Origin of the sequence: Clostridium pacaense (genome assembly GCF_020709765.2) — a bacterium.
Taxonomy (GTDB): Bacteria; Bacillota; Clostridia; order Lachnospirales; family Lachnospiraceae; genus Enterocloster; species Enterocloster hominis.
Genome location: NZ_JAJFEB020000004.1, coordinates 271,545 through 295,497, shown reverse-complemented (window position 1 = coordinate 295,497; position 23,953 = coordinate 271,545). Strand labels below are relative to the sequence as shown.

The window sequence follows — 23,953 nt, the reverse complement described above, 5'->3', positions numbered from 1 at the left end:
ACTGTCCTGCTGTATCCGCATTGGACAATAACCCTCTGGCATGCTACATGTAAAAGGACACACCGTATTACCGTTGTGTCCTTTTACAGTCCGAACCGGATTCAATAATTAATCCCTTTTACTGCCAGCGCCCCATCGGATACCCCGAATACAATATTGGGGATTCCATCTTTTTTAAGGACAAATCCGGCCATGCTGGGGGAAAGCGTCTCCCCTCCGGCAGCCTCCACTGCTGCTGACAGCTCCGGTGTGAATATACGGTCTGTTCCCAAGGCAGCCAGCTCTTCCGGCGAACCTGCCCAGACGCCTCCGTCCTTAAATCCCACGTACAGTGGATAGGAGGCCAGGGAGGACAGGGCGTCCATGTCCCGGTCCGCAACGGCTTCCTTTATTTTTCCGGCAAAAGCAGCCACCTCATCTTCGGGTACCAGGAAATTGTCCGCATAGCCAGGTTTCCCTGTCCCCTCTCCTGTTTGGCCTATCTCAAACTCCAGTTCCCCATATGCGCCGGGAGCAATCTCATATTTGTCAAACACAATGACCGGATTTCCATTTTCATTCATATAAAACCTGGTTTCATCCGTAATTCCCGTAAAGCCTCCCTCTGACCCGGACCAGAAAGCAATGCCGTCCCTTTCCTTCATTTCCTCCATCTGCCGCAGTATGCTGTCATCCGCAATCCTGGCATAGTCCTGGCCCAGGACATCTTCTAATGTAACCATCTTATAATCCTTCAGATCAATGTTGTAGTATCTTGTTTCACTGTAGGCCGTGGACCAGCTCTCTGTTCCCCGCACTGCAAAGGAGAGATATTCTTCTGTCTGGGCCTTGATTTCATATCCTACACGGATTTTAATACCATGTGCCTCCCATTCCTCCTCAGTCCCTCCCGTTTCCATAAACGCCTTCTTATATTCCCTGGCGCGTTCCACTGCCTCATCTGCGTACCGGCTGCATAAATCGTATATTTCCTGATTCAGGGCAGCATCCAGCCCATCCGTATCCTCAGCTATCATCTCCACACTTGGGATTTCCACGGATATCTTCCAGTCCCCTTCATCCTTATCATAGGACCGGAAGGTAAGGATCCGCGCCGCCGCTCCTATGACAGGGAGTCCGGCCGCCATTTCCGCAAATGCCGTATTTGTATTTAAGGCAGCAGTAAATATCAGCACAAGGGCTGCCGCCGCACCGGCACATGTCCCCCATATCCTGTTCCTTCTGTGTATCCCGGCCATCCGTTTCCTTTGCTCCTGGCTTCTTCTCTTTTCCTCTGATTGGGCAATTGCCGCCTGAACCCTTCCTGACAGTTCAGGCGGGACCGGTATCCCTTCATATTTTTTTCTTGCATCTTCCATACGGCTCATGAATCCACCTCCTGTATATTCTGTTTTAACAGTCTTAAGCCACGGTATAGTCTTGCCTTAACCGTATTCAGGTTTGTGCTTGTCACATAAGCGATTTCCTTCAGTGTCAGCTCCTCAAAATACCGAAGTTTTATAATGGTCTGCACATCCTCATCCAATTGGTTTAACTGTCCGTATATATCCGGTTCACCATTATATCCTTCCTCATAATATGGCACCTCCTGTCCTATCCCGTCTTCTGTGGGTATCTCCATCTTCTGTTTCCTGATTAACAGCAGGCTCTCATTTACAAGGATGCGGTAAAACCATGTCCTGATGGCATTTTCATTCCTGAGCGCCCCGTAGTGGTCCAATGCCTTGCAGACAGCACTCTGGACAATATCCATTGCATCCTCCTGGTTATGGACATAGCTGTAGGCCAGCCTATAAAATTTTTCCTGATTGCTGACAATATAGTCCACAATCCTGTTATATAAATCTTGATTCATGGGGTACTTAATCCCTCCTTACAGTATGATTTCATGGTACATCACAGCGTATATCGCCATCACTGATATATAGATTCTTTTTTCCTGCCAAAAGTTGCATCTGATTATATTTTCCTGTCATAAAACAAGGACAGGAATCCCTTCGATTCCTGCCCTGTCCGGCAGCTGTCCCATATTGCCCTGTTCCTGTCTCATCCCTTTTCTACCCGGATTGCCGCCATATGCCCTGTTGCAATCCGCTTCATCGGTTTTACCGAGTACAGGCAGACTGCCATGGTCAATATATCTGCCGCCGGCTGTGCCAGATAAATCCCCGTTACCCCCAGCATCCCGGGCAGGATTAATATGAACGGTACATAGAACAATCCCTGACGGATGACGGACAGGAACAGTCCGTACTTTGAGGAGCCAATGGTCTGAAACGTTATTGTCATCATGTAGCACAATCCAAATGCAGGATAAAGGACCACCTGGGAAACCAGAAGCCTGACCCCATAATCAATGACTGCCGGATTCCCGTTAAACAGCATGATTAACGGCCTTGCCAGAAGGATATAGGTTCCCGCTACCAGTATGGTAAGGATCAGGGATGTCCGCAATGCAAAACGGACCGACTCATGAAACCGTTCCTCCTTTTTCGCGCCAAAGGAATAGGAAGCTACCGGCTGATATCCCTGCATGAACCCCATGATCACATAGCATCCAATCAGCACCAGGCGCTGCACCACGCCGTATGCCGCTATGATAAGATCTGAGTCCGCCATGGGCTTCGCCGCAATATTCGTAAGGGATGTTGCCACTGCAAGGCAGATCTGTATGACGGCCGTAGGTATCCCGATGAGCGTGACGGATCTGATGAGCATCCATTGGGGGTTAAAATACTCCCTCTTTATCTTTATGATGGATTGTCCGGTGATATAGAACCACCCAAGGATGAAACACGTGACGAACTGTGAAACCGTTGTGGCAAGGGACGCTCCCTCCACTCCCATCCCCAGTCCCCAGCTAAACATGAATACAGGGTCCAGGATCACGTTAAGGGCCGCGCCGGTCACAACGGCAATGGATGAAATCCTTACGGATGACTCTGCCCTGGCCGCACAGTTCATACTCTGCGCAGGAAGGTTGGCAAGGGCTGCCACAAACATCCAGAATGCATACTCCCTGGCCTGGGGCAGCACAGCCTCGGAGGCGCCGAAGGAACGCAACAAAGGCTCCATGAAAATGATGCCTGCCGCACATAAAAGGATTCCAATGAGGACCGATAACCCCACCACGGATGTGACTGTCCTGTTTGCGCCGTCCCTATCGCCTGCCCCCAGCTGCCTGCCCGCCAGGACCGCTGCCCCGGCCGCAAATATATTTTCCACCGAGACCATGATGAGCAGCAGCGGCAGGGTAACGCCCACTGCCGCAAGCGCTATATCCGACCCCAGCATCCCGATATAAGCCGTATCCACAATGTTGTAGACAGCCTTCGCCAGCAGCGCCAGGGTAGCCGGGACTGCCAGTCTGGTAATGGCCCTGGAGGGCTTCATATCACCAAGTATGGATTCCTGCTGTACATTTCCGTTCTTCATATCCCCACTTCCTTCCGCTCCACCACGCCATAAAGCAGCACATCCAATGCCCTGCGGCAGTCCTCTTCATGTGTCTTAAAATCAATCTCCTGCTGCCCGGATGTCTGATGCTTTGCATTGACATAATCCTGAAACTGCAGGAATATATCCACCACTGTTTCCCTGGATACCCCGTCCCTGAGCTTAAGAGGCTCCAGTATCCGGTTCAATATGGATATATTAAACTCATCAAACCCGGACTTACGCTGTCTGACCGCAGCTTCCAGATGGGCCGGCGGCATGATGACCGCCTCGCAGAAAATCCTCCGGTACACGGGAAATGTCTGGAAAAATTCAAACCTCGCATCAAAATAAAGCTGCAGCTGTCTGGGAACGGATACCGCTTCCAATATCAGCTTCCCCTGCAGATATTCCGTCAGGACCTGGAAACATTCATCCACGCAGGCCAGATACAGTTCGTCCTTGGTCTGGAAATAGTGGTAAATGATTCCCTTCGAGATTCCCTCCCCGCTGCATATATTGTTAACGGAACTGGCTCCATATCCCTGTCCTGCAAACTCCTCCAGTGCAGCCTCCATAATCCTGCGCTTCGTCTGTTGGTTTTTCTCTTCCCGCTTCATGTGCTTCCTCCTAAAATTATTGACCTTGTGGTCTATTTATCATTAGAATAGCACAAATTGACCATGAGGTCAATATTTTTTCCATATCCAATTAATTTATGACATCGATTCAGTGCCTGCAATACAAAAGACGCCCATTCCCTGAGCGTCTTCTACAATCCGGTCTTGTCCTTACAGGCATTTCCCGTCTCCAAATGTCATAATCCGGCTTCCTGCCGGGAGTATCTCCCATGCCGGCAAAGGCTGACCTTAAAAGAACGGTGCCCACTCACCTTCTGTTTTCCTGCAGCCGTTTATATTCCGTGATGTCGGCGCAATTAATCAGATACGCATCGTGCTCGCCCCATTTCATCGTGGAGTACCGTATCCTGGTCCATACATCATACTGTGGGTTATATACCTCCGTGGTTCCGGTCAGCGGACAGCTTTCGCAGGGAGTGCTGCGGCCGAAAAACGCCTGATGGCAAGTCATACCGGCCCTGGCGGACGGATCCAGACGGAGTGTCTTTTGATTCACATACAGCAGCTCATAGGTGCCCTGCCGGATGACGTAGATATAGGCATCCTGCATATCCAGGATTGTGTTGAGCTGGACCATGATCTGCTCGTTGCGGTCCGCCTCCCGCTTTTTCAGGAGGAATGTATTCAGCATCTGGGCAATCAAAGAGAGCATGCCAATCTCCTCTTTGTTCCACATCCTCAGACCCGTGCACTCGTCAAACCCGATAAAGCCCCGGAATTCCTTTCCATCGTAAAGCGCGCACTGGAGCGTGGAACAGATTTCCTGACTCTCAAAAAGCGCGGTCTGGGTAGGGGTCAGGGAATGGATATCCCGGCAGTAAAAAATAGAGTTATCCCGAAACAGCTCCTTGTAGCCCTCCACGTTTTCATAAGGATAATGCTGTAAAAACTCCTTTTGCGGCGCAATTCCCTCATTGCACCATTCATAAGTATTATCGGTATATTCCCCGCTGTCGCTGTTTTCAAACACATAAGCCCGGCTCACATCGAACCGCCTTCCCACAATTTCCAGGATTGCTTCCACGGCAGTGTCAATATCATTGGTATCATACAGGATTTGAAACACATAATTGACCAGGTCCCCAACCTTCCCACTTACGGTCTGGTCGGAATCAATGGCTGCCCCCAGGGAGGAATATCCAATCCGGTCCACTGCCTCCTGACTATTAACGTCATATCGGGCATACTGGTTCTTGCCCTGGCTTTTAGCCTGGTACAGTGCCAGATCCGCACAGTGGTACAGGGTCTGGTAATCAGTACCGTCCCACGGATAAATGGCCAGACCGATGCTGCAGGTCACCTCAACGGGCTGTTTTTCCCCCTGAAACAGCTGCTGGAACATCGCCAGAAGTTTCCCTGCCTTCTGTTCGGCAATCTGTGTGGAAGGAATATCCTTTAAGAACATTGCGAACTCGTCCCCGCCGATTCTGCCGATTACATCCGACTTCCGCGTCAGCTTTTTCATGCCGGCTGCCAGTTCAGCCAGCACTGCGTCCCCAAACAGATGTCCCTGCCTGTCGTTCACCAGCTTGAAGTTATCCACATCAATGATGAACATGGCACATACCGTCTCTGGCCGACCTGACAGGTACTGTTCTGCCCTGTGTTCCATTTCGGCATGGTTGTAAAGACCGGTCAGGGCGTCCAGCTCCGCCCGCCTGCGCAGTTCTTCCACCATCCGCTTTTCTTCGTCAATATCTGAAATGGTCCCTACCGCGCGCAGCGGCCTGCCGTCTGCGTCATATTGGGTAGCGGCCCGCAGCCGGCACCAGATATACTGCCCCTTTGTATTGCGGATACGGACGTCAAGGAGCGAATTGGACACCCCCCGTTTCACATCTTCCATAAGCGCGGCCATCGGCCCGATATCATCAGGATAGAAATGCCGCAAAATTTCCTCCTTCTGGAGTCTGCTGTCATAACTAGGCGCATAACCAAATTTCCCCAGCCAATTAGGTGAAAAGGAAATGGCATCCTCAATAAGGTTCCACTCAAAGATGATATCCGAGGATTGATTCATGATGATTTCCAGATGCTCCAATGACAGACGAAGCTTCTCCTGGGCATCCCGGACCTCAGTGAGGTCAAGAAAAATACAGAAAAAGCGTTCTTCCTGTTCGTCACCGAACAGCTGGGCGCTGCTGGCAGTCCATTTATAATTGCCGTCCTTACACAAGACCCGGTAGCTCAGGGAAAGCTGGTTGCCTTTATTCAGCTGGCGCCCCACTTCACCCAGGAAATTTTGACGGTCCAATGGATGGATCATTGTGAGGAACTGATTTTGAAACAGCCCCTCCAGTTCTTCCCTGGTAAATCCGAATATACTGAGGAAACCATCGTTGACCCCAACAATGGTGTATTCATTGTCATTCCTGCATTGCATGACTCCACCTGGAATGAGGTTCAGGATAGCCTCACCCTCCTGACTGAGCCCTTTCAGCAATCTATTCACATTTATCCCCCCCCCCCCACAATCCTGGCACCCCAATTGGGAGTGTCAATGACCGGCGTTCCTCTGCGGTTTCTGCCGATAGTGATGCTCCTGCTCCTCGTTTTCGGCAGCCCATCAATCGCTCACATACATATATATTTGCATTGAGTATAGCAAAAACCATAAAAAATAGCAATAGCCTGTCCTGCTGCCTGATACATCATACAGGCAAGGAAATAGATTCCCCAATCGTCCGGGATTCCCCGAAACCACCATAAAGGAAATGGCTGCAGCGGCAAAGGCCTGCGGTTCAGGAGCGCTGTAGGGCGGCTTCTGTGCGGCTGTTCTGAAAAGAACCGTCCGCGCGCCCGACATTAAGACCCTGCTTCAGATATTCCTTCCTCATCTGTCCCGGTGTCTTTCCGTATTGTTTCCGGAAATACTTTGTATAATAACTGGCATTATGAAAACCGGATCCATATGCTATCTCCGTAATTGGAAGCCGTGTTCCTGTAAGCAGCACCGTGCTCTGCGCAAGACGGTATGTAATAACGTAATCAATCGGAGAGGTATTCATATACTTTTTAAATATATTACAGCATGCCGTCTTACCCATCTCCCCAATTTTCGCAATATCGTCCAGCATGATGGAATCCTGATAGTGTTTTTGGATATAGCCGACCATTTTCCTTAATTGAATGAGAGAAATATCAGCTTTCTCTGATTTCTCTGAAAGCAGCTCCATATTGTTCGTATACAATAGGGTAAATATCCTAAATACCGCTTCCTGGCACAAAAGATAAAACTCCGGGGCATCCTGATCCAGATGAAAGACGGTCCATAACACTTCCAGTAATTCATTCTGCCACTTCTTATCCGGACGTAAATGTAAAAACGGAATTGCCTGGCATTCTGTAAAAGGGCGCACATAACGCTCCCTGATATATGGATTACCGGACAAAACCGAGGGATGGATGATGAAACATATGAACCCGCACTCTTCTTTCTTATCTGAATATCCAAAATGAAAGTTCCGGCTGTTTACCACAATCCCCTCATTCTCATAAAGCGTGATGTTTTCCCCGTTTACATCATACTGCATGGTGCCGGACAATACATATATGATTTCAACATCCTCATGCCAGTGTGATACCGCAGTATAATTGCGGTACTGCGATAAAAACGCGCTTCGTATATAGACAGGATACTGCGGAATCATATAATCCATCACTTCTGAAAAATCCTGCTTAACATTGACCTGCATTGCCATATAGAACGTCCCCCGCGTTTCCTTCCCATTAAGGTGAAATATATTTATATTATTTCGTAAGATTATTATATTATTTTCTCTTGTTCCGTAATATAATTATAAAAACACAGAAGGAGGATGTCAAGATGAAGGCAAATGCCGTCATAGAAGACTATCATGTACATTCAGCGTACAGTGATGATTCCACTTATCCTCTAAGACAGGTGGTCATGGATTCCATTGATATGGGAATAAAAGAAATATGCTTTACGGATCATGTGGATTATGGAATCAAGCGGGACTGGGACGATTCCCTTGGAATCGGATACAGGTCAGGAGCCGCCGGGCCGTAGCCCTTTGCGAATGTGGATTATCCGAAGTATGCAGATGAAATATCCGGCTTACAGAAAGAATACGGAGAACACATATCCATCAAGCTGGGGTTGGAATTTGGAGTTCAGGTCCACACAATCCCTCTATACGAAAAACTCTTTTCCCGATATCCTTTTGATTTTATCATTCTTTCAATCCATCAGGTCGGGGATAAGGAATTCTGGACACAGGAATTTCAAACGGGACAGACACAGGATGAATACCGATGAAAATGAGAGGAAAAACATACTGGATGAATTACTTCCGACAAGAGGGGAGGGGGCATACTTACAGGGACCCATTTATTTTGACTATGGGATTCATACCAGCCTCGGGAAAAGTTTCTATGTCAATTCTAATTTTACCGTACTGGATGTCTGCCGCGTAACGATTGGGGACAACTGCTGGATTGCGGGAAACGTTACGATTCTTGCCGGCTCCAAAATTGGTTCCGGCTGTGTAATCGGCGTCGGTTCCGTTGTATCCGGAGAAATCCCTGACCATTCGGTGGCATATGGCGTCCCATGCCGTGTCGCCCGTGCGGTTACAGATCTTGATGGTCTTGAATATCACAGGGAGCTGTTCTAACCATATAAAACTTCTTAAAAAAAAGAAGTCCCCTGGTCCACTACCCAAACCAGGGGACAAGCGTCATCTACTTAACGCCCTCAGCCTCATCAATCGCCTTCCCAATATCATGTCTCATATACTTATTCCCAAACTCAATCCACTCCGTAGCCCTATAAGCATTCTCCCTGGCTTCCTTAAGTGTCCTGCCCTTGGCCGTAACTCCCAGCACCCGTCCGCCGTTGGTCACGATGTTACCGTCCTTGTCAAACTTACTGCCCGCATGGAACACATAGTAGCCGTCCCTGCCCTCGAAGTTCTCAAACCCGGTCATCTTATATCCCTTTTCATAATGCTCCGGATAGCCCGCGGAAGCCAGCACCACGCACACGGCGGCATTGTCCTCGAACTCTAGCTCTATCTGGTCCAGGGTACCGTCCACGCAGGCCTCGAATACGTCGATGATATCATTTTTCATCCTTGGCAGCACTACCTGTGTCTCAGGGTCGCCGAAACGTGCATTATACTCCAGCACCTTAGGCCCCTTCTCCGTAAGCATCAGGCCAAAGAAAATAATCCCCTTAAACTCCCTGCCCTCTGCCTTCATGGCGTCCACGGTGGGCTGATAGATATGTTCCTTACAGAACGCGTCCACTTCCTCTGTATAAAAGGGACTGGGTGAAAATGTCCCCATTCCCCCGGTATTCAGTCCCTGGTCCCCGTCCCCTGCCCGCTTGTGGTCCTGGGCCGAGGTCATGATCTTGATGGTCTTACCGTCCACAAAAGAGAGCACGGATACCTCCCGGCCTGTCATGAATTCCTCCACCACGATCCGGTCCCCGGCGGAGCCGAACTGCTTATCTAACATCAGGGTCCTGACGCCTTCCTTTGCCTCTTCCCTTGTGTTGCAGATAAGCACGCCTTTCCCCAGCGCAAGACCGTCGGCCTTAAGTACGATGGGAATGGGCGCATCCTCAAGGTATGCCAGTGCCTCTTCCGGCGAATCAAATGTCTCATATGCAGCCGTAGGAATATTATATTTTTTCATCAGGTCCTTAGAAAATGCCTTGGAGCCTTCAAGAATGGCCGCGTTCTTCCTTGGCCCGAACACCCGCAGCCCGGCTGCCTCAAAGGCGTCCACCGCGCCTGCCGCCAGTGGGTCATCCGGTCCCACGATTACCAGGTCAATCCCATGTTCCCTGGCAAAGGCCACCTGCGCGTCAAAATCCATGACCCCGATATCCACGCACTCCGCCAATCCGGCAATCCCGGCATTGCCAGGAGCACAATATATCTTCTCCACCTTTGGACTCTGCGCCGCCTTCCACGCAATCGCATGTTCACGTCCGCCGCCGCCTACGATTAATACTTTCATGCCGTTACCTCCTGCCTGTTTGTCCTGTCATATCCCGTCCTATACCAATTGATTCGCAATCATATGGATGGCCTGGGGAAGGATTACCCATTCCGCTTCTTCCATCACCCGTTTCTGCAATATCTCAGGCGTATCGCCCTTCTTCACTTCCACGGCCTTCTGCAGGATGATGGGTCCTGTATCCATGCCGCTGTCCACATAATGCACGGTTGCCCCTGTGACCTTCACGCCCCGGGCCAAAGCCGCTTCATGGACCTTCAGCCCATAATACCCCTTCCCGCAGAAAGAAGGAATCAGGGACGGATGGATATTGATGATGCGCCCCTCGTATTTCCTTGTCATGGCCTCGGGTATGGCCACCAGGAATCCGGCCAGCACGATCAGATCCAGATGATATGCGTCCACCTTGGCCAGAAACGCCTCATTAAACGCATCCCTTGACCCATAGTCCTTTGGGGAAATGCACACTGCCTCGATTCCCCTAAGACGCGCCCGCTCCAGCGCATAGGCGTTGGCATTGTTGCTGATGACCACGGCCAGTTCCGTGTTGGTAATCCTGCCGCTGTCCATTGCATCCATGACCGCCTGAAGATTGGTGCCGCCTCCGGACACCATGACTCCTATCCTTAACATAAGTCCACACCCTTTTCACCGCTCTCAATGGAGCCGACCACATAGGGGGCATCGCCTGCGGCCCGGATGGCTTCCATGGTCCTGTCCACATCCGCGGCGTCCACTGCCAGGATCATACCAAGGCCCATGTTGTATGTGTTGTACATCATCTTCTCTTCAATCTGTCCCTTTTCAGCCAGCAGCTTAAAGATGGAAGGAACCGGATAGCTGTCCTTCTTAATCACCGCACGCACGCCGTCCTTCAGCATGCGGGGAACATTTTCATAGAAACCGCCGCCGGTGATGTGGCTGCATGCCTTGATGGTGACCCCAGCTTCCTTGACGGCCTTCAGGGCCTTCACATATATCTTGGTCGGGGCAATCAGCGCCTCCCCAAGGGTGGTTCCAAGAACGTCCATGTAGGTATTTAACCCCTCTTTTGTCAGTTCCTTCTCAAATACCTTGCGGACCAGTGAAAAACCATTGCTGTGCACGCCGGAGCTTGCCATTCCGATCAGCACGTTCCCGGCCGACAGGTTTTCGCCGGTTATCAGATCCTTCTTGTCCACGATGCCCACCGCAAACCCGGCCAGGTCGTATTCGTCCTCCGGATAGAATCCAGGCATCTCGGCCGTCTCCCCGCCAATCAGAGCCGCACCGGACTGGTTACAGCCCTCCGCCACGCCCTTCACGATGGTTGCAATCTTCTCAGGCACATTTTTGCCGCAGGCAATGTAATCCAGGAAAAACAACGGCTCGCCGCCAGCACAGGCAACATCGTTCACGCACATGGCCACACAGTCGATGCCCACCGTATCATGCTTATCCATGAGGAAAGCCAGCTTCAGCTTGGTTCCCACACCGTCCGTGCCCGAAAGCAGGGTGGGTTCCTCCATCCCCTTGAATGCAGCCATGGAAAATGCGCCTGAGAATCCGCCGATTCCGCCTAGTACTTCAGGACGCATGGTTCCTTTCACATATTCCTTCATCAGTTCAACCGACTTATAACCTGCCTCAATATCAACTCCGGCCTTCTTGTAATCCATCATGGTTTTATCATCCTCCGCCTTATTTAAAAATCCCTGAATCCCTATTTCATCTGTGCCAGATATTCCTTGTATCCGATGGATTCCAGCTTTTCAGCCTTCCCGACCACGTCGTTCTTCAGGCTCTCTGAATACTCCTTAAGCCTGCCTAATAAAGCCTCATCGGAAGTGGCCAGGATCTTGGCAGCCAGGATGCCTGCGTTTGCCCCACCGTTAATCGCAACCGTTGCAACCGGGATACCGCTTGGCATCTGGACAATGGAGTACAGGGAATCCACGCCGCCCAGGTCGGAGGTCTTCATGGGGATACCGATGACAGGCATAGGGAAAATGGCTGCGCACATGCCCGGAAGATGGGCCGCCTTGCCTGCCCCCGCTATGATTACCTTGAATCCCTTTCCTTCAGCCGCCTTTGCCCAGTCAAAGAAAACATCCGGCTCCCTGTGGGCAGATATGATTGTCATCTCGTAGCTGATTCCCAGTTTGTCCAGAATCTCAGCCGCCTTTGCCATGATTGGCATATCAGAGTCACTTCCCATTACAATTCCTACTTTTGCCATCGTCCAATCTCCTTTTCCACTTAAATCCATCGTCTCCCCACCTCAGGAAGCAGAAATATCCTGTTATTTTAGATAGGGATGTTTATTATTAGTTATTCTTATTAATTTCTTTTATTATGCCTTTGTTACTTATAATTATAATACTAGGAAATTTTTCATGAGTCAATACAAATCTACAAAATTTTCTCCCGATGAATGCTGAAATGCCGGTACGGCCCATGTTTCCAGTCCCTCCCGGCATTTCGTATATGAAAATATGGAAAAACAGGGCTGTACGCCCAACCGGATGTAATCAGCTAAAAAGCTCCCCGGCTGCTTGGATCATCCTGATATCTTTCAGCAATTCCGCCTTTTGTCCGGAAACCGGTTTGTCCACAAAGACATCAAACAGGTTCCGCGGCCTGTGTACAGCGACAATGGCTGATGAGCCTGAAAAAGTAAATGAAACCCATTTTCCTGATTTGTCCGCAAATGCCTTCATTTTCTCTATTAACACTGGCGTCAATGGGGTATCATCCCCGTCTGATGCATAAACCTGGAACCTGCCGTCAAATCCCGGATTTCCTGTTTTAATCTTATATGCGGACGGGCGGTCTTTGAACCCTGCCACATATTTATTATCAAATACCCGCATGGTCCCCTGGAAGCCAAGCAGGGCAGGGACATTGTCAAAACGGATGACCGGACCATGGAATATGGAATCGGATGTGTATATCTTCCCTACCTTACCTGTCCTTCCCGTATTCACATTGCAGAGAAGGAACCGGATGTCCCCATAATATCCGGTCAGCAGGTCCGTACTGGAAAAATGGTTTTTTACGCCGCAATCCACTACATGAAGACCAGCCACTTCGTCATAGCCCAGGCCGCTTTCCGGGAAATATTCAAGCGTTTGGAATCTGCCATTTTCCATCAGGAGGGGCAAAACATACTGTTCCTTATAGGCCCTGATGAAGCCTTCCTGTGCCCGCCTAATCAGCAGCAGATAGCAAAGGCAGCAAAAAATAACGGTCAGCAATGCGGTTATGATAAGCGTGAATAATCCCCACTCGAACAATGTATAATCCTCATTGTGGATTCCATGACGGCCGAACATCGTAAGCGATGCCAGAATAAAACATCCGCACAGAAACATGGCCTTTTTATACTGACCATATGCTTTTTTCCTAAGTATTTCCAGTCCTTTATCGTCCATGGGCGCCGTCTTCCTTTCCTGTTTATCTGCATTTCCAAACATGCCCTGATATACTTTCAGCCGTTTATATTAGCATTTTCCGTCTGTCTGCATACGCACAGGTACAGCCTGGATACCTGTTTTGAATACTGCTCCATCAGCCTGGACAGCCGTTCCTCCCCTTCCATGGTCCGTCTATAGGCCATGGATTCCCCGGCTGCCGGCACATGGTCTGCCCGCATGTTTAACCGCTTCTGTATGTCGCTGATGATGCAGGCCGTGAATATGAGATAATCATCCATCTGTTCATTGTCCATGGAACTGATCTTCCGGCTGTTGATCAGGTACAGCATCTGCTCTGCCTCGGAAACCATGTACCAGGAAATCCAGAGCATTACCCTGATGAATCCTTCCTTCTCATGTCCGGCTTTTTTCAGGTACTCCTGAATCTGGTCATGGACAAGATGGTAGTGGATCTGGATATCGCAGATGACGCCGTAGTCCAGGGGCATTTTAAGGCTGCGTCCCAACAGCCTGAGATATACCTGGTGTATGTGGAGCAGCTGGTTCAGGTTATAGGTGAACTGGCTCTTTAAGCTGGTGGGGAAAAAGAACCGGTTCGCTGCCAGCACCATCAATATGGCAATCACCACATACAGGAACCGCAGCTCTGCCGCCAGGGTCTGTGGCAGGGCCATGGTGGTAAGCGTCAGGGCAAAGCAGGTGGAAAAAAGGGCCTGCTGCCATGTTCCGGCTGTCTCCATATACAGGCCCACCGCCATGACCGTGGCCAGCACAAAATGCCATCCAGTCCCATGGAATAAGGGCAGAAGCAGCTGCAGGAGCAGGCATCCTGCCATGGTGCCGATGAAACGCGACTTCATACGGGAGGCGCTGTCCTCATACATGGGGCGCAGCAGCAGGAACGCATTCAGCGCAAGCCAGTAGCCGTGATTGGCCTGGCTCATCATGCTGTAGGTAAAACCGGCTGTCAGGACCACGCTCAGACGCAGTGCGAAGCGTGTTTCAAAGGTGTCCGTCCTCATGTGGCAGAATAACCTTCGGACCGGGCGGCGGTACACCGGCAGCTTCCAGCCAGGTGACGGGACATTTTCATCTATCCTGCGCAGGTCCTCCAGGATAAGAAGCAGAAGCCCAAGGAAGTTGCGCACGAATATGTAAGGTGCCTCCTCCCTGCCCGCTGCTTCGGCAAGGAGCTCCTTTCCCTGTTTTGAGAACGCTTCGCTGCTGAGTCCGTCCCTGTATCCTTTGCTGTATCCGTTCCTGTCGTCTTTGCTGCCGCCCTGCTGAAAGCCTTCCTTTCCCATGGTTTCCATATACCGGGCAAGGCGGAGGATGATGCCCCGGCAGCTTTCATCCGCCAAGGTGCTTTCCTGATATGGATTGGTAAGGAAATAGACAGACCGCTGAAACAGCAGCGCGAACATGTACTGGATCCTGCCGCGGGCATTGACCACCTTGGTCAGGCCCCGGCTTTTATACGCTTCCTTGTAAAGTCCCTGAAGGATGGGGAACAGGCTGTCTGCCGGCTTTTTTCCATCTTCAGGAACAGGGCCTGCAGCAGATTGGAGTTCGGCCGCAAGCAGCAGAAGACCCTTTTCCGCCAGGGCGAAATCGTCCCCCTTCCTGCTTCTGCGTGAATGGAAATACAAAACCGCTGTCATTACAGCCAGCCCGTAAGCCAACGCCGCCATCTGCATGGCCAGGCCCTGCCAGCCAACCGGGCGCAGCTGCAGGAATGTAAAACACATGGCCCCGGTATAGTATCCCAGCTGGTTAAACTGCGAGGACTGGAGGAACACAAGCAGGAACGGCACGGTCAGGTTCAAAAGGATACAGAGCGGCAGGTTCAGGGTCGCAAGGAAGCTGAGAAAGGCCATGAGGAACTGTGTCCCAACCAGCCCCATAAGCTGCCTGGCTGTCATATATCTCCGGTAATTGATTTTGAACAGTATGGTAACCACTGACACAAGAATCACATGTGAAATCCCAAATATCAGAATAACAGAATAGAATAAGAACAGAAAAAATAATATGATTGGCAAAGCTTCCATAAACTTGGAACGAAGCCCTGCCAATCCTGTCTGCAATTTGCTTTTCATGGATAAAAACCTCTCCTTCAGGATTTCATTATACAACTAAGGACGGAGGATGTCATCCATATATTTATTTATGACTGAGCGTCTTCCACCTCATTCACACACCGCAGTGCATTCAGTGAGCGTGGATAGCCGATATAGGGCAGGCACTGGCTGATAACCCGGATCAGGAACTGCCTGTCATTGCCAATCCGGATGTTGGCGGCTGCATGGCTTGTGAGCTGCGGTCCGCATCCGCCCTGGGCTGCCAGGAAACAGAATGTCATCATCTCCCTCTGCCTGTCATCCAGCCCCCTTCTTGTATAATAATCCCCAAAGCAGTTATCTGCCAGCCATTTGTTGATATGCCTGGATTCCTCCGGCCCTGACAGATAAAAGCCTTTCATATGGGGGCCGAACAAATCCACCTGGGCCTGGTTACCCTTTTCCAGCCGGTCCTCTTTGGTGGTAGTTGCCATGGCTTTTAAGGGCAGTCCATATCCTTGTCCCTCAAGGATTTCATTTGCAGCGGTCAGGAACGGGTATACCCTTCCGATTCCCAGATAGGCGGTTGCCTGGTACAGGATTTCCTTTACTTCCACAGGCGTCACCCCAAGGTTCAGGGCGGCGGGGAGCATTACCTTGAATTCATCCATTCCCTGGCACCCCAGGAGGGCTGATAAGACTGCCATCATCCTTGTCCTGTCATCCATGGAGGCATGTTTCTCATGGATGACCTCGTCCAGCGCAAATTCATTGAAAAGCGCGGCAAATTCCGGGTCGCTCTGCTCCAGTCCGGATACAGGGGTGGGGGGTATTTTCTCGGGATGTCCGCTTTCCATCGCCGGTTCCACACGGCTTTTGCACATTCCATATTCCTCATCCGACACCGGTCCGCACCATTCATTGGACGCCCCCTGGGCCGGGACCTCGATTGCCAGATGGGCAAACCAGCTGTCCGGGGCAGCGCCGTGCCAGTGCTTTACCTCCGGAGGGATGTTCACGGCATCACCCGGATGAAGCTCCTGAGGTTCCTTTCCCCACTCCTGATAATATCCCCGGCCCGCGGTCACCAAGAGGATCTGCCCGCCTTTGTGGTGGATATGCCAGTTGTTCCGGCATCCCGGCTCAAAGGTCACATTGCCCACTGCCAGCCCTTGCGTCGTAAGCATGTAAAGGTAACTCTGTCCTTTAAAATACGCTGCAAATGCTTCATTCTTTTCCCCAATAGGAAATACGCTTAATTTTGAACTATCCATGACAACATACCGCCTTTCATTCTATGGAACCTTGCCTTCCAGGCATTACCATCCACTCCTTACCTTCCAATCCTTGCCTTCCAGTCCCTATCTTCCAAACCCGGTCAGGAATTCCACTGTCTCCGGGTCATAATGGGAGAAAAATGCACTCTCCTTCTCATCCAATGCCTCAATGGCCTGCATATCCCCATCATCCAGCACAAAGTCAAATACATCCAGGTTCTGTTCCATGCGTTCCCTGTGGACGGACTTGGGGATTACCACCACATCCCTCTGGATCAGATACCGCAGGGCAATCTGGGCCGCTGTCTTACCATGCTTTTCCCCTATCTCATTCAAAACAGGATTGGTGAAGAAATCCTTGCGTCCTTCGGCAAAGGGACCCCAGGATTCATGCTGCACATGGTACCTGTCCATGATGATGCGGGCATCCTCCTGTTGGTGGAACACATGGGTTTCCACCTGATTCACAGCCGGGGCCACCTCCACAAACCTGCACAGGTCGATGAGGCGGTCCGGATAAAAGTTAGATACTCCGATTGCCCGGATATATCCTGCCCGGCAGGCTTCCTCCATGGCCCGGTATGTGCCGTAATAATCATTAAACGGCTGATGGATTAACAGCAGGTCGATATAATCCGTCCGAAGCTTTCTCATGGATTCCTCAATGGATGCCTTCGCCTTTTCATATCCTGCGTTGGATATCCACACTTTTGTTGTGAGGAACAGCTCACTTCGCGGAATGCCGCATTTCATGATGGCATTTCCCACGCCTTCTTCATTATAGTAGGCCTGGGCCGTGTCAATGGACCGGTACCCTGCGCTGACTGCATCCAGCACACAGCGTTCACATTCCGCCGGATTTACCTGATAGACACCATAGCCCAGGATTGGCATTTTGACTCCATTATTCAGTGTGACGTATTCCATTCTTTTTCCTCCTTAACCACTCCCTGATTACCTGTTCCTGCCCTGCCGACTGAATCCTTGTGCCATGTATTGCCATTCCCGGTTCCACAACAGCGTCCGGACAAAGCCTGCGTATGTCCTGTTCACTCCGCCCCAGCCCGCTTCCCTCATGGGTGCAGAACGGCCGGAGGGTTTTCCCGGCAAATCCGCAGGTTTCAAGCAATGTGAACATGTGCATCGGCATGGTTCCCCAATAATTAGGATATCCAAGATAAATCACATCATATTGTTCCAGATGGTCCGGCATGGCCGCAATCCCAGGTCTCGCATCCTTTTTCTGGTCCTGGCGTGCTTCCTCAATGCACGTATTGTAATCCTCCGCGTACGGTACCACTGGCTGGACCTTAAACAGTTTCCCGCCAGTCAGCTTCTGTATGGTTTCTGCCGCAATTTCCGTATTTCCTTTTTTCAGATACTGAAGCGTACCGCTGACGTAATTCTCGCCTGCACGCGAGAAATAAATAATAAGCGCTGACTCCATGGATTTCACTTCCTTTCAGATACCTTCATTATATCCCCAAAGGGATTGACCCGGAATCTCCGATATGTTAACATCGTATTAACTAAAAGTTTATATGAATACGCAAGGAAATGGAGGATAAAAATGTTCAATCCACAGCTGACTGCCTTTCTCTGCGCTGCTGACTGCGGCAGTTTCAACAAGGCGGCGGACCAGCTCTACATCTCCCCCACCGCAGTCATGAAGCAGATCAATGGGCTGGAGAAGCATCTGGGCCTTGCCCTGGTAAAAAGGACGAATCAGGGCATCGAACTGACCAGGGCAGGGGAATCCATTTACAGGGATGCCAGATATATGATTGCCTACTCGGAACAGGCCATCCAAAAAGCCCGGCAGCTTATGACGGAGGAACAGCAGGTTCTGCGCGTCGGCACCTCCATGCTCAATCCATGTAAGGTTTTCATGGATCTGTGGTACCGGACCAGCAGCCGCTTCCCCCAGTACAAGCTGCAGATTGTCCCATTTGAGGATGACCATCAGGGAATCCTGTCTGTCATTGACCGGATTGGAGACAGCTATGATTTCATTGTGGGGGTATGCGATTCTGCGAAATGGCTGGACCGGTGCAGCTTCCTTGCACTGGGGGAGTACAGGAAAATGATTGCCGTCCCCTTAAAGCACCGGCTGGCCAAGAAACACTCCCTTAGAATATCCGATCTGTACGGTGAAACCATGATGATGGTGAAACGCGGCGATTCCGCCCTTAACGACCGCCTCAGGGATGACCTGGAGCAGAACCACCCCCGGATCCGGCTGGAAGACACTCCTCAGTTTTACGACATCGACGTATTTAACCAGTGCGTGGAAAACAACCATCTGCTTCTGAACCTGGAATGCTGGAAGGACATACATCCGTCACTCATAACCCTGCCGGTGGAATGGGGGTATTCCATTCCTTATGGGCTTCTCTATTCAAAAAAACCGGAGGGCTGCGTGAAGGCGTTCCTGGAGGCAGTGAAGGATGAGGGGATGATTGGATGACGGAACAGTTTGGCTTAATCTTGACACACTAAAACAGCATTACAATACAGCCAAAGGGCAAAACCCGGAAAAACGGCTTTGCCCTTTGGAAACTACTAACGCCACCCCTAATCAGCATAGGACCGCATCAGCACCTCATTGAATATTCATGAATCCCTGTTTTACTGAAGCTTCACCCCAATTCTCTTACCAAACGGAGCGCATCCTTCAAATCGTTTACAAAATCCTTGCTATATGCCTCTAAACTAACTGCTTTATCATATCCGACCGCCTTCAATGCCCCAAAAAATGGACGGTACAGCGCTTCATCTGCCCGACGCGGATAAATACGCCCAACGGGATTTGCAAAATGGACATGCTCAAGATATTTTTTCCCATATAGCATAATGTCATTTACTGATTCTTTTTCCTCCTGCAGATGATAAAAATCAACCAGGACCTGTATGTTTTTTTCATTTACATCCTGTGCCAGCCTGTATCCCTCTTTTAATGTATTGATAGTATTGCATTCCGCTTTACGCAATGGCTCGATTGCCACGCTGATTCCATAAACCTCCGCTATCGGGGACAATCTGCGAAACAGGCCTGCAATCTGGTCATATCCGGCTTCATAAGAAAAACCAGGCGGGATACTCCTGGCCTTTCCACTTCCGAAGACAACACAGGATGCCCCAAGCTCCCCTGCCCGCTTCAATGCTGCTGATGAATACCTCAATATCCGGTCCTTATCTGATTCCGGTCCCGTCAGACGGAGGGTCCCGGGATAAAAGTTATTGCATGCCCTGCATGGTATTCCCGTATCCTCCAGCCTTTTCTTTAAAGCCTTAAACTCAACCTCCTCCAACAGCATCATTTCTGCCAGCGGAAGTTCCACATAATCACAGCCAGCCATGGCCGCCTGAGGAATCAACTCCCCTCCGGTTCTGTCAGGCCCTGATGACACCATATTTAAACAGCAGCCATACTTCATGTTTCCCGCCTTTCCTGATTACATCTTCCCAATCTTCCTGACCGATTCCATGATATGTTCTTTTGTCAGGCCATGGTAATCCAAAACATCCTGATAACAGTGACCGCTGCACCCAAAGGTATCATTGACCCCTACAAATTCAATGGGCTTACATGTCTTTGCCAGCGCCCGGGCAACAGCGCTTCCAAGACCTCCTATTACAGTATGTTCCTCTGCCGTCACAACACCCCTGCATCCTTGTGTTAATCCGATGATTGCCTCCCTGTCCAAGGGTTTGATTGTACTTACATTCACTACCCTGACAGATATCTCCCCCTCCAGTTCTGATGCGGCTTTAAGAGCCAGCGATACCATGTATCCACAGGCAAACACCGTTACATCGCTTCCTTCCCTCAGCACGGAAGGTTTTCCAATTACAAATGTTTTCCCCTGCTCCGTTACATTGTCATAATCATTCCTGTTTAATCTCAGATAACACGGCCCTTTGCTGTTAATCAGGGTTTTTACAGCCGCCGCAGTCTCATTGGCATCTGCCGGGCAGATGACCGTCATATTGGGAATGGCCTGCATATAGGCTATATCCTCAATCGCCTGATGGGTGGCTCCATCCCCGTAATCAGACAGGCCGGAGGAAGACCCAACTATCTTGACATTAAGGTTTCCGATGGCGATGGTCTGCCGTATCTGGTCATACGCCCGCCCCGCAGAAAATACAGCAAAGGAATTTGTAAAAGGAATCCAGCCGGTCAGGGACAGTCCGGCTGCAACTGAAGTCATATTAGCCTCTGCAATCCCCATCTCGTAATGCCGGTCAGGAAAAGCCTGCTCAAACATTTTCCCCATGGTGGAACCGCTTAAATCCGCATCCAGAACCACAAGCCTTTGGTTAGTTTTCCCCGCCTCCACCAGCGTATTTCCATATGCAATCCTTTGATTCCTACACTCCATCCCAATCCCTCCTACGACAGCTCTGCAATGGCTTTCTGATAATTTTCTTCTGTAAGGATTCCATTGTGGAAGCTTACCACATGTTCCGCAAAGCTGATTCCCTTTCCTTTTACTGTATGGGCGATGATAACCGTCGGCCTGTCCTTCGCAAAATCAGCCATATCCAACGCTGACACGATTTCCTCCATGTCATGACCATTGATTTCCATTACATTCCAGTTAAAACTGCGCCATTTATCCGGCAGTGGCTTTGTATTAAAACGTTCTTCTGTGCTGCCAGTCGCCTGCAGCCCATTCTCATCCAGTATGACCACCAGATTATCCACCTTGTAAACCGCGGCAGCCATTGCCGCCTCCCATATCTGCCCTTCCGCCATCTCCCCGTCGCCGCAAAGCACATATACCCTGCTGTCCAGCCCATCGGCTTTCAACCCCAGGGCCATACCCAGCCCAATCGAAACGCCCTGCCCCAGCGACCCTGTGCCGGCTTCGATGCCGGGCGTTTTCAGTACATCCGGATGCCCCTGAAGATATGACCCGATTTCCTTGGTTGTCTTTAAATCCTCAACCGGGAAATAACCGGCTTCCGCCAATGCAGCATACTGCAGGATTGCCACATGTCCTTTGCTGAGAAGGAAACGGTCCCTGTCCCTCATTGCGGGATTGGCAGGATTATGGCGCATTTTATAAAAGTACAGGGCCGTCACAATATCAGCGGCTGAACAGGAACCGCCAATATGTCCTGCCACCCCAATGCCCACACTGACAACGATATCCTTTCTGATTTTCCTTGCCATCTGGTTCAGTCTGTCGATTAATTCAGCATCGTATTTCATATCCGGACTCCTCCGATTTCCTCTCCCCCGCCGCACATCCACTGCTGTTCCAGTTCCTTATAGTTTTTCTGCTGTCGGCTCAGATGTCCTGCCCGCTCTGCCTCCATCCCTTCAACAAAGGATGTCCCTATAAATGCATCCACCATTTCATATGCCATATCCGGCGGTACAATCCGGCTTCCAAAGGTAAGCACATTTGCGTCATTTATAATCCTGCACAGCTTTGCGGAATAAACGCTTTCACTGACCACTGCAAATATTCCCTGATGCTTGTTGGCATGTATGCACATCCCGGCCCCTGTTCCGCAAATCAGAATCCCCCTCTCTGCTTTCCCGTCCCTGATATGCACACACACATTATGGGCAGCTTCATAGTATGCGAATGGTATCTGAGGATTTTCTGTCCCCAAATCCTCTACCTCATGTCCATTTTTGCAAAGATATGCTTTAACCTGTTCCTTCAGCTCATAACCAGCCTTATCTGACCCAACTGCAAGTTTCATTCCGCCCTCCATTCATAACCAGGTAAAAATTCTTTTGTATTTTCTATCATTTCACAAAACAGTGTTTTCGCTGACCTGATATCAAGGGTCATAAGAGGATCATTGCAAAAAGCCTGAAATGCCAGATCCAGGTCCCGGCCCACACATGCTTTCAGGATCATCTCCTGGTTGATTACATGCCTCATGACCAGGATGTTGACCTGGTCGGGAAGGCCGCCGGCCAATACCGGAGTAATACTGTTTTTTGTGAAAACAGCATTGCTCTCGACCACAGCTCCAAGCGGCAGGCTCCTAATCTGCCCCCGGTTGGGTATATTTACATTACAGATGAAATCTTCCAGACCCAGCAGTGCCTTTATCTGGTATACTCCATCCTCGCCCGTTGCCTGGAATTTAAATGTCTCTTCCCCTGAAACCAATGCCCTGCTGCGCTGTAAACGTTCCTTAAGCATCTGTTCCCGTTTGTCCACTGTTGTCAGCATGAAGCCCCAGCTGGCCACGACCTCCGGATTTTTCAGATACCACGGAGGGCAAAACTCAGCCAGATGCCGGTCACCGGCCGCTGCAATCACACCGTATCGCTTAAACAAATCAAATTTAACCCTGTTTCCAGATGTAAATTCTTTATTGGCCCAATGATTTTTTTCAACCCCTTCCAGCCCGGACCGTGCATACCTGTCAACCAGCTTTCTGTAAAGCGGGAACAAATCTTCTCCCTGATATTCTGCACGGTCAATCCATGTAAAGTGATTGATTCCCATTACATTGGTCTTAATCATTCTCCGGTCTGCCGTAATTCCACGGAATTCCTTCAAGGCATAAGCCAGGATTTTCTGCGTCCCGAATACTTCATGACAGCAGCCAAACGCCTTTATTCCAGGAAACCGTTCATAGAGGATCCTGGTACATAACGTCATGGGGTTCGTGTAATTAATCACCCAGGCATCCGGGCAGTTTTCCCTGATTTTATCCGCAAATCCCTCATACATGGGTATGACGCGCATGGCCCTTAGCAGGCCTCCCGGCCCCACGGTGTCCCCCACGGACTGATAGATACCATACTTCTCCGGTGCGTGTACATCTGAACGCATTTCCTTAAAAGAAAGAACGGTTCCTGGTGTTATGGAAATGATTACAAAATCAGCCCCTTTTAATGCGCTGTCAATATCACCGCTTACCGTATAGTTCCATTCTGATTCCGCTTCCGGCAGGCGGGATGCCTTATTCCCTATTATTTCATTTGCCCTGGCGGAGGGAATGTCAATGTCATACAGATACACGGTCCCAGAAATGGATTCCTCCAATGATAAATCACTCATGAAGCCCCACGCCCATCCCCTGGAGCCTCCTCCTATGTATGCAATCTTAATATCCTTCACTCTGTTATTTTCATATTTCATGTTGAA

23 protein-coding genes and 1 pseudogene are annotated in these 23,953 nt (G+C 50.2%); 3 read left to right on the top strand and 21 right to left on the bottom strand.

The features are described from left to right. Window positions 1-101: 101 nt before the first annotated feature. The 6 genes from LK536_RS39515 to LK536_RS39490 form a co-directional block, all read right to left on the bottom strand. Window positions 102-1,367: a DUF3298 domain-containing protein gene (locus LK536_RS39515; RefSeq protein WP_227795437.1), complete on the bottom strand. Its 1,266-nt coding sequence runs from the start codon at window positions 1,365-1,367 to the stop codon at window positions 102-104. Next, complete coding sequence (locus tag LK536_RS39510; RefSeq protein ID WP_120056398.1) at window positions 1,364-1,855, bottom strand: sigma-70 family RNA polymerase sigma factor; 492 nt, start codon at window positions 1,853-1,855, stop codon at window positions 1,364-1,366. The genes LK536_RS39515 and LK536_RS39510 overlap by 4 nt, the downstream gene beginning before the upstream one ends. A gap of 191 nt (window positions 1,856-2,046) precedes the next feature. Further along, a complete protein-coding gene (locus LK536_RS39505; RefSeq protein ID WP_227795438.1) occupies window positions 2,047-3,435 on the bottom strand; it encodes an MATE family efflux transporter in 1,389 nt (462 codons plus the stop codon). Continuing rightward, a complete protein-coding gene (locus tag LK536_RS39500) occupies window positions 3,432-4,055 on the bottom strand; it encodes a TetR/AcrR family transcriptional regulator (protein ID WP_008717437.1) in 624 nt (207 codons plus the stop codon). The genes LK536_RS39505 and LK536_RS39500 overlap by 4 nt, the downstream gene beginning before the upstream one ends. A 268-nt stretch (window positions 4,056-4,323) precedes the next feature. Next, window positions 4,324-6,528 (bottom strand): sensor domain-containing diguanylate cyclase, encoded by a 2,205-nt coding sequence (locus tag LK536_RS39495; RefSeq protein ID WP_227795439.1) that lies wholly within the window; start codon window positions 6,526-6,528, stop codon window positions 4,324-4,326. 289 nt (window positions 6,529-6,817) lie between these two features. Further along, on the bottom strand, window positions 6,818-7,777 hold the full coding sequence (locus LK536_RS39490; RefSeq protein WP_227795440.1) for a helix-turn-helix domain-containing protein: 960 nt from the start codon (window positions 7,775-7,777) through the stop codon (window positions 6,818-6,820). Window positions 7,778-7,902: 125 nt separating this feature from the next. Here LK536_RS39490 and LK536_RS39485 point away from each other — a divergent pair, with 125 nt between their 5' ends. Both LK536_RS39485 and LK536_RS39480 read left to right on the top strand, forming a co-directional pair. After that, window positions 7,903-8,109 (top strand): PHP domain-containing protein, encoded by a 207-nt coding sequence (locus tag LK536_RS39485; protein ID WP_329602207.1) that lies wholly within the window; start codon window positions 7,903-7,905, stop codon window positions 8,107-8,109. A 28-nt stretch (window positions 8,110-8,137) separates the two neighbouring features. Beyond that, window positions 8,138-8,716, top strand: a complete 579-nt coding sequence (locus LK536_RS39480; protein ID WP_506092115.1) for an LbetaH domain-containing protein — start codon at window positions 8,138-8,140, stop codon at window positions 8,714-8,716. Window positions 8,717-8,783: 67 nt separating this feature from the next. Here the strand turns inward: LK536_RS39480 and purD are convergent, their stop codons facing one another. From purD to LK536_RS39430, 10 genes and pseudogenes are all read right to left on the bottom strand, one after another. Next, window positions 8,784-10,070, bottom strand: a complete 1,287-nt coding sequence (purD, locus tag LK536_RS39475) for a phosphoribosylamine--glycine ligase (RefSeq protein WP_227795442.1) — start codon at window positions 10,068-10,070, stop codon at window positions 8,784-8,786. 39 nt (window positions 10,071-10,109) lie between these two features. After that, the gene (gene purN, locus LK536_RS39470) at window positions 10,110-10,703 is read right to left on the bottom strand and encodes a phosphoribosylglycinamide formyltransferase (RefSeq protein WP_025486717.1); all 594 of its coding nucleotides are present in this window, start codon (window positions 10,701-10,703) and stop codon (window positions 10,110-10,112) included. Then, a complete protein-coding gene (gene purM, locus LK536_RS39465) occupies window positions 10,697-11,728 on the bottom strand; it encodes a phosphoribosylformylglycinamidine cyclo-ligase (RefSeq protein WP_474912419.1) in 1,032 nt (343 codons plus the stop codon). The genes purN and purM overlap by 7 nt, the downstream gene beginning before the upstream one ends. A gap of 44 nt (window positions 11,729-11,772) precedes the next feature. Beyond that, on the bottom strand, window positions 11,773-12,288 hold the full coding sequence (purE, locus tag LK536_RS39460) for a 5-(carboxyamino)imidazole ribonucleotide mutase (protein ID WP_008717449.1): 516 nt from the start codon (window positions 12,286-12,288) through the stop codon (window positions 11,773-11,775). Between the two features lie 292 nt (window positions 12,289-12,580). After that, window positions 12,581-13,483, bottom strand: a complete 903-nt coding sequence (locus LK536_RS39455) for a DUF3137 domain-containing protein (protein WP_227795444.1) — start codon at window positions 13,481-13,483, stop codon at window positions 12,581-12,583. A gap of 56 nt (window positions 13,484-13,539) precedes the next feature. After that, the gene (locus LK536_RS39450; protein ID WP_227795445.1) at window positions 13,540-15,585 is read right to left on the bottom strand and encodes an FUSC family protein; all 2,046 of its coding nucleotides are present in this window, start codon (window positions 15,583-15,585) and stop codon (window positions 13,540-13,542) included. A 68-nt stretch (window positions 15,586-15,653) separates the two neighbouring features. Continuing rightward, on the bottom strand, window positions 15,654-16,403 hold the full coding sequence (locus LK536_RS39445; RefSeq protein ID WP_227795579.1) for a carboxymuconolactone decarboxylase family protein: 750 nt from the start codon (window positions 16,401-16,403) through the stop codon (window positions 15,654-15,656). Between the two features lie 18 nt (window positions 16,404-16,421). Continuing rightward, window positions 16,422-16,820: pseudogene (locus tag LK536_RS39440) on the bottom strand (cupin domain-containing protein); the annotation flags it as partial. 87 nt (window positions 16,821-16,907) lie between these two features. Then, window positions 16,908-17,750, bottom strand: a complete 843-nt coding sequence (locus LK536_RS39435) for an aldo/keto reductase (protein WP_227795446.1) — start codon at window positions 17,748-17,750, stop codon at window positions 16,908-16,910. After that, complete coding sequence (locus tag LK536_RS39430; protein WP_227795447.1) at window positions 17,728-18,270, bottom strand: flavodoxin; 543 nt, start codon at window positions 18,268-18,270, stop codon at window positions 17,728-17,730. The genes LK536_RS39435 and LK536_RS39430 overlap by 23 nt, the downstream gene beginning before the upstream one ends. 123 nt (window positions 18,271-18,393) lie before the next feature. Between LK536_RS39430 and LK536_RS39425 the strand changes: the two genes are divergently transcribed. Then, on the top strand, window positions 18,394-19,290 hold the full coding sequence (locus LK536_RS39425; RefSeq protein WP_227795448.1) for a LysR family transcriptional regulator: 897 nt from the start codon (window positions 18,394-18,396) through the stop codon (window positions 19,288-19,290). 172 nt (window positions 19,291-19,462) lie between these two features. Here LK536_RS39425 and LK536_RS39420 read toward each other — a convergent pair whose 3' ends face one another. The 5 genes from LK536_RS39420 to LK536_RS39400 are packed head-to-tail and all read right to left on the bottom strand — an operon-like array spanning window position 19,463 to window position 23,947. Next, complete coding sequence (locus tag LK536_RS39420; protein ID WP_506092114.1) at window positions 19,463-20,236, bottom strand: TIM barrel protein; 774 nt, start codon at window positions 20,234-20,236, stop codon at window positions 19,463-19,465. A gap of 42 nt (window positions 20,237-20,278) precedes the next feature. Continuing rightward, a complete protein-coding gene (locus LK536_RS39415; protein WP_120056386.1) occupies window positions 20,279-21,208 on the bottom strand; it encodes a transketolase family protein in 930 nt (309 codons plus the stop codon). A gap of 11 nt (window positions 21,209-21,219) precedes the next feature. After that, complete coding sequence (locus LK536_RS39410; protein ID WP_227795450.1) at window positions 21,220-22,044, bottom strand: transketolase; 825 nt, start codon at window positions 22,042-22,044, stop codon at window positions 21,220-21,222. Then, a complete protein-coding gene (locus LK536_RS39405; protein ID WP_227795451.1) occupies window positions 22,041-22,547 on the bottom strand; it encodes an RpiB/LacA/LacB family sugar-phosphate isomerase in 507 nt (168 codons plus the stop codon). The genes LK536_RS39410 and LK536_RS39405 overlap by 4 nt, the downstream gene beginning before the upstream one ends. After that, entirely contained in the window at window positions 22,544-23,947 is a 1,404-nt protein-coding gene (locus LK536_RS39400; RefSeq protein ID WP_227795452.1) for a family 4 glycosyl hydrolase, read from the bottom strand. Before LK536_RS39400 ends, LK536_RS39405 begins: the two co-directional genes overlap by 4 nt. Window positions 23,948-23,953 lie beyond the last annotated feature (6 nt).

Excerpts from the sequence above, each read along its gene's own strand:
- LK536_RS39515 (WP_227795437.1), bottom strand. The coding sequence starts at position 1,367 with ATGAGCCGTATGGAAGATGCAAGAAAAAAATATGAAGGGATACCGGTC.
- LK536_RS39510 (WP_120056398.1), bottom strand. The coding sequence starts at position 1,855 with ATGAATCAAGATTTATATAACAGGATTGTGGACTATATTGTCAGCAAT.
- LK536_RS39505 (WP_227795438.1), bottom strand. The coding sequence starts at position 3,435 with ATGAAGAACGGAAATGTACAGCAGGAATCCATACTTGGTGATATGAAG.
- LK536_RS39500 (WP_008717437.1), bottom strand. The coding sequence starts at position 4,055 with ATGAAGCGGGAAGAGAAAAACCAACAGACGAAGCGCAGGATTATGGAG.
- LK536_RS39490 (WP_227795440.1), bottom strand. The coding sequence starts at position 7,777 with ATGGCAATGCAGGTCAATGTTAAGCAGGATTTTTCAGAAGTGATGGAT.
- LK536_RS39485 (WP_329602207.1), top strand. The coding sequence starts at position 7,903 with ATGAAGGCAAATGCCGTCATAGAAGACTATCATGTACATTCAGCGTAC.
- LK536_RS39480 (WP_506092115.1), top strand. The coding sequence starts at position 8,138 with ATGCAGATGAAATATCCGGCTTACAGAAAGAATACGGAGAACACATAT.
- purD (WP_227795442.1), bottom strand. The coding sequence starts at position 10,070 with ATGAAAGTATTAATCGTAGGCGGCGGCGGACGTGAACATGCGATTGCG.
- purN (WP_025486717.1), bottom strand. The coding sequence starts at position 10,703 with ATGTTAAGGATAGGAGTCATGGTGTCCGGAGGCGGCACCAATCTTCAG.
- purM (WP_474912419.1), bottom strand. The coding sequence starts at position 11,728 with ATGGATTACAAGAAGGCCGGAGTTGATATTGAGGCAGGTTATAAGTCG.
- purE (WP_008717449.1), bottom strand. The coding sequence starts at position 12,288 with ATGGCAAAAGTAGGAATTGTAATGGGAAGTGACTCTGATATGCCAATC.
- LK536_RS39455 (WP_227795444.1), bottom strand. The coding sequence starts at position 13,483 with ATGGACGATAAAGGACTGGAAATACTTAGGAAAAAAGCATATGGTCAG.
- LK536_RS39450 (WP_227795445.1), bottom strand. The coding sequence starts at position 15,585 with ATGAAAAGCAAATTGCAGACAGGATTGGCAGGGCTTCGTTCCAAGTTT.
- LK536_RS39445 (WP_227795579.1), bottom strand. The coding sequence starts at position 16,403 with ATGGAAAGCGGACATCCCGAGAAAATACCCCCCACCCCTGTATCCGGA.
- LK536_RS39435 (WP_227795446.1), bottom strand. The coding sequence starts at position 17,750 with ATGGAATACGTCACACTGAATAATGGAGTCAAAATGCCAATCCTGGGC.
- LK536_RS39430 (WP_227795447.1), bottom strand. The coding sequence starts at position 18,270 with ATGGAGTCAGCGCTTATTATTTATTTCTCGCGTGCAGGCGAGAATTAC.
- LK536_RS39425 (WP_227795448.1), top strand. The coding sequence starts at position 18,394 with ATGTTCAATCCACAGCTGACTGCCTTTCTCTGCGCTGCTGACTGCGGC.
- LK536_RS39420 (WP_506092114.1), bottom strand. The coding sequence starts at position 20,236 with ATGGTGTCATCAGGGCCTGACAGAACCGGAGGGGAGTTGATTCCTCAG.
- LK536_RS39415 (WP_120056386.1), bottom strand. The coding sequence starts at position 21,208 with ATGGAGTGTAGGAATCAAAGGATTGCATATGGAAATACGCTGGTGGAG.
- LK536_RS39410 (WP_227795450.1), bottom strand. The coding sequence starts at position 22,044 with ATGAAATACGATGCTGAATTAATCGACAGACTGAACCAGATGGCAAGG.
- LK536_RS39405 (WP_227795451.1), bottom strand. The coding sequence starts at position 22,547 with ATGAAACTTGCAGTTGGGTCAGATAAGGCTGGTTATGAGCTGAAGGAA.
- LK536_RS39400 (WP_227795452.1), bottom strand. The coding sequence starts at position 23,947 with ATGAAATATGAAAATAACAGAGTGAAGGATATTAAGATTGCATACATA.